This is a genomic window from Streptomyces sp. CC53 (assembly GCF_001865245.1).
Taxonomy (GTDB): Bacteria; Actinomycetota; Actinomycetes; order Streptomycetales; family Streptomycetaceae; genus Streptomyces.
Genome location: NZ_MKXB01000064.1, coordinates 74,331 through 82,324, shown reverse-complemented (window position 1 = coordinate 82,324; position 7,994 = coordinate 74,331). Strand labels below are relative to the sequence as shown.

Below are 7,994 nucleotides of genomic sequence, written 5' to 3'. Positions count from 1 at the left end.
CCACTGGCCGCGGCACGGCCCGTGCCGACCGCCGTGACGCCGGCGCGGTGGGCGACGCGCTGCCCGGCGGCGCAGGGCGGGCGACGTGCCGTCTGCCCCTCCGGCGGGGGCGACAGGCGCCCGCCGGGCCGGCTGCGGGGGCGCGACCGGTGGCCTCCGTCGGCCCGCTGCCGGGGTGACCGTGCGGACCGCCCCGGCCCGGTGGGGGGCGACCGTGCGGACCGCCCCTCCGGCCGCGGCACGGGCCCCGGACTCGTCCCTCCACTGCGGCCCCGGTACCGGGGCATCCACGGCCGCGTCCCTCCCGCCCCCGACGCGGCGGCCCGAACCCGCCCCCCTGCGCGCCTCGTGCGGCGGCGCCGGCTCCCGCAGCCACCGGCGTCCACCGCGGGCCGTGCGGCCCGGCTCGGACGCCCGCCGTACGCCCCCGGCGCGGTTCATCTGTATTCACCCTGCTTCGGGACATGCTGGATGCCTCGCACCCGGGCCGAGGAGGACGCCGCATGACCACGCCGGACGATCCGGTCCCGGGAGGGCGACCCGGCGAGGTGGAGCGCGCCACCGCACTCGGCGCGGAGCTCGCGGAGCGCGGTGTGCACGGCGTCGTCCTCGCCTACCCCGACACCGCCGGGGTGAGCCGGGTGAAGGCGATCCCGGTGGGGCGCCTCCCGTCGGCGGCGGCGTGGGGCGTGGGGATGTCGCCGGTCTTCGACACGTACCTCGCGGACGACTCCGTCGTCAGAACCGACGCGCTGGGCTCACCCGACGGAGACCTCCGGCTCTACCCGGCCCTGGACCGCCTGGTCGTCCTGGCAGGGCAGCCCGGCTGGGCCTGGGCGCCCGTCGACAGGTCCACGCAGGAAGGCGACCCCCATCCGGCGTGCAGCCGCACCGCCCTGCGCCGGATCGTCGCGGAGGCCGCACGCGACCACCGCCTCTCGTTCAAGGCGGGCATCGAGGTCGAATGGATGGTCGCGCCGGCGTCCTCCGCCCACGACGCCTTCACCCCGGCGGTACGCGGCCCGGCCTACGGCGCCGCACGGCTGATCGCACTGAGCGACTACGCGGCCGAGCTGCTGACCGCACTCGCCGCCCAGGGCGTGGACGTCGAGCAACTCCACCCCGAGTACGCGCCGGGCCAGTTCGAGGTCTCGGTCGGGGCCCTCGACCCGGTCGCGGCAGCCGACCGGAGCCTCCTCGTGCGGCAGACCGTCCACGCCGTGTCGCTGCGCCACGGACTGCGCGCCACGTTCTCCCCGGCCGTGGTGCCCGACGGCGTCGGCAACGGCGGTCACGTGCACCTCTCCGCCTGGCGCGACGGGGTGAACCTGCACGCGGGCGGCGGCGGGCGGTACGGCCTGCACCCGGAGGCCGAGGCGTTCGCCGCGGGCGTCCTCGCGCACCTGCCCGCCCTGACGGCGGTGACGGCGCCCAGCCCGGCGAGCTACCTCCGGCTCAGGCCGTCGCGCTGGGCCGGGGCCTACACCTGCTGGGGCCGCGAGACACGGGAGTGCGCCCTGCGCGTCGTCACCGGCACGAAGGGCCGCGAGGGGCACGGGGCGAACCTGGAGGTCAAGCCGGTGGACCTGGCCGCCAACCCCTACCTCGCCCTCGGGTGCGTCATCGCCGCCGGCCTCGACGGCGTACGGTCGTCGAGCGTGCTGCCCCGGGAGGTCACCGGCGACCCCGCCCTGCTGGACGCCGCTGCCGCCGACGCCCTCGGCGTGCACCGCCTGACGACGTCCCTGGAGGAGGCCGTCGGCGCCTTCCGCGGCGACGTGCTGCTCCGAGAGGCGCTCGGGCCCGTGCTGGCCGACGCGGTGGCCGCCGTACGGCTCGGTGAGGCCCGCGCGGCGCGGGACATGACCGAGGACCAGGTGGCCGCCGCCTACCGGTGGGCGTACTGACGTGCCGGGCGGGAGCCCGTCGGGGCGCGGACGCCCGCCCGCCCCGCACGGACCCGACCGCCGGGCTTCCGGGGCGGCGGAGCCTGCGGGAGAGGCGCCGGCATCGTCGGCGGGCTCCGGGCCGGTCCTGCCGGCGGAAGGGACCCCGGCTCCGGAAGGCGGGTGGGTGACGGCCTCGTCCGCTGACGGGGCGCGCCCTCCGCCGTACGGCTCGGTGGCGATCCCGCCCGACGCGGTCGGCCCTTCCCCGTCGGCCGACATCACGGCGGTCCCGCCGGCCGCCCGGCCCGTACCGACCGGTGGACGGGCCGGTCGCGGGCCCGTCGGCCCGACGCCCTTCGGCCCCCCGCGGCCAGTCGACCCCCGTACCCGCCGTCAACCGGGTGTGGCCGCGCCCGGATCGCCGAGGAGGAGCACCCTTGACCGTGTCGCCGACGACCGCCGGACCGGTGTACGAGGCCGTCGCCCGGCTGCCGCTCGTCGACCACCACTGCCACGGGGTGGTCACCCGCGATCCTGACCTGGACGCGTTCGAGTCGCTGATCACCGAGGGGGCCGCCTGGCCCCGCGCGGGCGTCTCGCCCTTCGACACCCCCGTCGGCACGGCCGTCCGCCGGCACTGCGCCCCCGTGCTCGGGCTGCCCCGGCACGCCCGGCCGCCGCGTACGTGGCCCGCAGGGCCGAGCTCGGCTGGCGCGAGGTGAACCGCCGCTTCGTCACCGGCGCGGGAACCCGCGTGTTCTGCGTCGACACCGGACACACCCCGGAGCCGGGCACGACCCCGGTGGAGCTGGCCCGCTGCGCCGGCGGGACGGCCACGTCGTACGAGGTCGTGCGGCTGGAGGCGGTAGCCGAACAGGTGATGGCGCGGGGCACGGAGCCGGACGCGTACGCCGACGCGGTCGCGCGGGCCGCACAGGAAGCCGTCGCCGGGGACGGGGTCGTCGCGGTCAAGTCCGTCGCCGCCTACCGCACCGGCCTCCGGCTGGATCCCGATCCCCCCTCCGCCGCGGAGGTGCGGGAGGCGGCACGGCGATGGCGGGCGTCCGGCCACCGACGGCTGGCGGACCCCGTGCTCGTACGCCACCTGCTGTGGACGGCCGTCGAGCTCGGGCTGCCGCTGCAACTCCACGTCGGGTTCGGCGACAACGACATCCGGCTGCACCAGGTGGACCCCACCCACCTGACCGACTGGCTGCACCTCATGTCCGGCACCATCCCGGTCCTGTTGCTGCACTGCTGGCCCTACCAGCGGCAGGCGGCCTACCTCGCCGCGGTGTTCGAGCAGGTGTACCTCGACGTGGGCCTGATCCTCCACCACGCCGGCCCGCCGCGGTCGCGGGCGATCCTCGCGGAGGCGCTGGAGGTCGCCCCCTTCCGGAAGGTGCTCTACAGCTCAGACGCCTGCGGCGCGGCGGAGTTCTTCCTGCTGGGCGCGCTCACGTTCCGGGAGGGACTGGGCGGACTGCTCCAGGAGCGGGTCGACGACGACGAACTGAGTCTGAAGGACGCCCTGCGGATCGCCGCGTGGATCGGGCACGACAACGCGCGGCGGGTGTACGGGCTCCCGGGGCGAGACCCCGAGCACGCCGTCGACCGCCTCTGCTGACCGGCACCGGCAGTCGCGACGCCTCCCGGGACACCGCAGGCAGCGCCGGCCGCACCGGCACGGTGAAGCCCGCCGTGCGGACCTGCGGCTCTCCTAAGCTGCCCGGCCTGGGAACAGACGTCTACCGCTGGATCGAGGTCCGTGACCCGGGCGGTGACGAGCAGGGCTGCGCGCCGACGCCGTGGCAGCGGGCCGTGGACCTGTACCCGCTGCACGCCGGCCGGGACTACGCGGCGTTCGCCTGTCTCTTCGGTGTCCGCAACGACGCCGGATGGGAGCCGCTCGCCCCAGCCCGCGGCCTGCCACCGGACGTCTCGGCCGAGGGTGCGCAGACGTTCGCGGGACTTCGGCACATGGATCCGGCCGTGCACGGCGCGACATGGCTGACCTGGGCGGAACGCGCACGAGCCGACATGGACGCCGCCCCGGCGGGCTCCCGGGGCGTGTTGCTCCTGACGGACGGCAGGGCCCCCGCCACGGTGGAGCGGCACTGGGTGCGGGAGGTGTGGCCGCGGTCCGTCGTGCACCGGCTGGGTGCCTTCCCGGTTCTCACGTCCCCGGCCGAGACGCCGTACGGCGCGTGGACGGTGGGCTCCACGACGCTCACCTTCCGCAGGTTCACCCGGAGGGACGCCGTCGGGCCGGGAACGGAGTGGGAGCACGTGTGGGCCGTCATGAGGGCCCTCGCCGGGCGCTTCGGCGGCGACGGTGTCCGCCTCGTCGTCTTCTTCGACTGAGCCCCACGCCCCTGAGGCAGCCCCGCTCGCCCGCCCCACCCCCCGGCCGGGCCACCGACCCGTGCCGACCGCCCGCGTCGGTGGACGCCTGCCGGGCCCGGGGGAGCGCCGCATGCGGCCCGGCCGGGGACCACCGGGCGCAGGGCCCGCCGCGTGGAGCGGGCCCGCGGACTCAGCCGGTCCGGCGCTCCCGGGCGTACGACAGGAGCATGCCGAAGAGGAAGGCGCCCGGCACGCCGAGGCCCATGATGGTCCAGGGCGTCAGCACGTCCTCCAGTGCGTCCGGCACCTTGGTGAAGATGGTCAGCAGCATGAGCAGCGTCAGCGGGACGAAGGACAGCATCGCCCACGAGATGCCCGACATCACGGCGAGGCGCCCGGCCTCCCGCCGGTCGATCCGGTCCGCGAGGCCCGTGTCGGGGGCCCATGCGTCGCCGCGCCGTTCCTCCCACACGCGCCGCAGGAACCCGATCTCGCGTTCGAGGTCCACACGCGTGTCGTCCACGTACATCAACTGCACCTGCCGGCCACGCGGACCGTAGGCGTACGACACGCGTTGCGGCGCGTTCCGGTTCATCGCCGCACCGTGGTTGACCTCCATGCGGATGTCCTGGATCTCCGGCCAGGTCAGTCGGCGTACGCGTACGAGGCCGCGCACGCGCAGGCCGTCGGCGTCCGCCACGGTCGCCGCCCTGGCGGCCCCGGTGACCAGCCAGGCGAAGAAGCCCACGAGACCGAGGGTGAGCAGCCACTTCACCCACCCGGCGATCTCCTCGTCCGTCCACACCGGGAACAGCACGCCGATCGTCGCGAGGACCACGGCGACGACCACCGGGACCGTTCGACCGGCACCCACCCGGTACTCCCGGGGCAAGGCTCCACCACTCATCCGACCACCCCCACGGCGCGACGCACCTGCGACGGTGCCAGGTGCGGGGAAGGGGAAGTGTAAGGGCGGCCTTGGCCGCGAGACAGAGGGGGCCGGGATTCCGCTTCTTGGGCGCATGACGCACCTTGACAGGGCGTCAGATGCGCCCGCCGGGTCTCCGGCCGGCGCGCGGAACGCCGTGGAGCGCGGGCGGTACGCCGTGCCGGTCGGGCGTTGACCGGTCGCCGAGGCGGCAGCACCATCGGAGTGTGCGCCGGACCCGCGGCGGTCCGGCACGCTCGAAGGGGGACGGCCCATGAACACGCGGAGGGGCGGGGCACCCGAAGTGCCCGACGGTTCCGGCGCGCACGGCGGCGCGGCGGAGTTCTGGGACGACTGGCTGCACGACCGCGGGACGGTCGCCGTCGCCGTCCTCGTGGGCGTCCTGGGAACGGTCGTGATGCTCGCTGTTGTCCGCTCAGCCGGCTCCGTGGACGACTGGTTCGGGCTGTTCCTCTTCGGCGCGCATTTCATCCTGGCAGGGGCCATGCTCACGGTGGGCGTCCTGATGCCCCTGATGTACGGGTGGGACGCGCACCGGGTGCTCGTGCGGTGCAGCTCCGGGGGACTTGAGGTCGGGGACGCCACCCACCCCTGGAGCGCCGTCCGCACGGTCGTCCTCGGCCACGAGACCGTCGAGGCCGGACTCGAGAGCAACCCCGAGGGGCGCGCCACGTTCCGTGCGTACCACGTCGTGATCGGCACCGACGCGGGCACCGTGCGGGTACCGGGCCGGGTGTGGCGCACCAGGGGCCACGAACTGGCCGCGGTGGTGGGGGAGTACGCCCCCTGGGCCCGCGTGGAGGTGCGGGGCGGCTCCGCCTTCCGCCCGCAGGAGCCGCCCCGCCCCGTGCCGCCGTCCCGGGCGCGGGTGCGGACGGAGTCCGTCGCGCTCGCGGCCGGGTCGCTCCTGCTCGGAGCCGCCCTCTGTGCGGCCGTGCTGCGCTGGGCGCCGGCCGTCGTCACACTCGGCTGACCGACCAGGGATCACGGTCCGCCGGCCGCTGCCCGCCGGCCGGCCGGGTGCTGCCCGACCGCCGGACCGGCAGGCGGCAGCCGCGCGGCCAGGGGAGCACCGCGGCGTCAGGGCGGGGCGGGCCGGGAGCGGAGCCAGAACCGAGCCGGTCGACCGGCGGCGGGGAGGCCACGCAAACCGCGCCCCAGCCCACGGGACCCCGCCCCGTCCGCTCAGCAGGCCCGCCCACGGCAGTGGGCCCCCGCGCGTGGGGCCGCCCCCGCCCCGGGAGCCCGCCCTGAGTGCGACGCCCGCCCTACGGGCGCGCCGACCCGTTGCCCGCGCCGCCCGTTCCGCCGCCCGCGGCGGGTGCCGGGCCACGGCCGCGCACGGTGTAGATCTCGCTGCCCTTCGCGCGCAGCGCCGCGATCCTCCGGTGGTGCCCCGCGTCCATCTGCTCGCCCGGGACGGCGATCGGGATGCCGGGAGGGTAGGCGATGACGAAGTGCTCGGAACGGCCTTCCGCGGCCGGCGGTGTGCGGTGGGCGCGCTGGACAGCGCGCATGGCGTCCAGCAGCCGCCCGACCGCGCGCTCGTCCACGCCGATGTGGAGGTGGAGGAGCACCGCTTCACCGCATTCCCGGGAGATGTACAGGCCGTGCTCCTCGAACAGCGTCCGGCGGAACTCCGCGGGGGACACCCCCACGTTCCTCAGGCCGACCATGACCCGCAGCGGATCGTCCTCCGCCAGCAGCCCCCGCAGCGCGGGCCGGTCCGGGTCGAGGATCTCGTACGCGGACAGCCCCGGGTCCGTCGCGATCGCGTCCCTGACGGCACGGGCCAGGTCCATCGAGCGGCCGAGGTGCCGCTCGCCCTCGGCCACCGCCTGGGCCCTCGCCAGGTCCAGGCTCGCCAGGACCGGCCAGCTCGGTGACGTGGTGTGCTGCTGGAACAGCTCCTGCGCCGTGTGGCGGCGCAGCTCCTCGGAACCGACCAGGTGCAGGTACGAGCCCTGCCGCAGAGCGGAGAGCGACTTGTGCGCCGAGTGCGTGACCGCCAGTTCCATCCGGCCGTCGACCGGGCCCGAGCGGCTCAGCGCGCCCCAGGCCCCCAGCGCCGTCAGGGGCCGCAGCGCCGGGTGGAAGTGGTGGGCCGCCCCCCACGCCTCGTCCACCACCACCCGTACGTCGGGCCGGATCTCCGCCAGCGCCCCCAGGACGGCGGGCAGGTGGTAGCGGATGCCGTCGTACGAGGCGGCGGAGAGCACCACCACGTCGTACGGACGGCCCTCCCGCACGGCGTCGCCGTACATCTCCAGCAGCCGGGGGAGGTCGGCGAACTCCCGCGGGCAGCGGTCGCAGCAGGAGCGCACCGGGGCGTAGTCCACGGCCACCCCCAGGCCCGGCAGGGTGAAGTGCACCGACTGGTGGCAGGTGCGGTCGGCGAGGACGCGGTCCCCGGCCCGGGCGAACGCCCCCAGGACGACGCGGTTGGTGGTGCTGGTCCCGGTGGAGAGGAAGAAGGTGTGGTCCGCGCCGAACGCGTCGGCGGCCAGCCGCTGCGCCTCGCGGAGCGGGCCCCGCGGGCTGAAGTAGGAGTCCAGCATGGCGCCGCTGTACGACACGTCGGCGGCCGGCATCCGGGAGCCGAAGAGGGCCGTGTAGCGCTCGCGGAAGGCGGAGTCACGCAGGGAGTCGCCGTGGGAGCCCGGCAGCGCGTGGAAGGACGTGAGGTCCCGGTCCGCCAGCGCCTGGAGGGCGTCGGCGAGCGGGGCGGCGGAGCGGGAGGACTGTACCGGGGAAGGCTCGGCGCCACCCGCGCCGTCCTCGGGGGCGGTGGCGGAGGCGGAGGAGGGGGA

General features: G+C 76.2%; 5 protein-coding genes and 1 pseudogene. 4 read left to right on the top strand and 2 right to left on the bottom strand.

All coding sequences use genetic code 11. The features are described from left to right. Positions 1–503: 503 nt before the first annotated feature. The 3 genes and pseudogenes from BJP40_RS06015 (at position 504) to BJP40_RS06005 (ending at position 4,253) form a co-directional block, all read left to right on the top strand. On the top strand, positions 504–1,907 hold the full coding sequence (locus BJP40_RS06015; protein WP_071279208.1) for a glutamine synthetase family protein: 1,404 nt from the start codon (positions 504–506) through the stop codon (positions 1,905–1,907). A 425-nt stretch (positions 1,908–2,332) separates the two neighbouring features. Beyond that, positions 2,333–3,516: pseudogene (locus tag BJP40_RS06010) on the top strand (amidohydrolase family protein). A 74-nt stretch (positions 3,517–3,590) separates the two neighbouring features. Continuing rightward, positions 3,591–4,253, top strand: a complete 663-nt coding sequence (locus BJP40_RS06005) for a hypothetical protein (RefSeq protein WP_143065890.1) — start codon at positions 3,591–3,593, stop codon at positions 4,251–4,253. Between the two features lie 172 nt (positions 4,254–4,425). On the opposite strand, the gene BJP40_RS34015 is transcribed toward BJP40_RS06005, so the two are convergent. Further along, positions 4,426–5,109 (bottom strand): PH domain-containing protein, encoded by a 684-nt coding sequence (locus tag BJP40_RS34015; RefSeq protein ID WP_177204313.1) that lies wholly within the window; start codon positions 5,107–5,109, stop codon positions 4,426–4,428. A 328-nt stretch (positions 5,110–5,437) separates the two neighbouring features. Between BJP40_RS34015 and BJP40_RS05995 the strand changes: the two genes are divergently transcribed. Continuing rightward, complete coding sequence (locus BJP40_RS05995) at positions 5,438–6,157, top strand: hypothetical protein (RefSeq protein WP_177204312.1); 720 nt, start codon at positions 5,438–5,440, stop codon at positions 6,155–6,157. A gap of 295 nt (positions 6,158–6,452) precedes the next feature. Here the strand turns inward: BJP40_RS05995 and BJP40_RS05990 are convergent. Continuing rightward, positions 6,453–7,994: arginine decarboxylase (locus BJP40_RS05990; RefSeq protein ID WP_071279200.1), on the bottom strand; the 1,542-nt coding region annotated here is incomplete at its 5' end.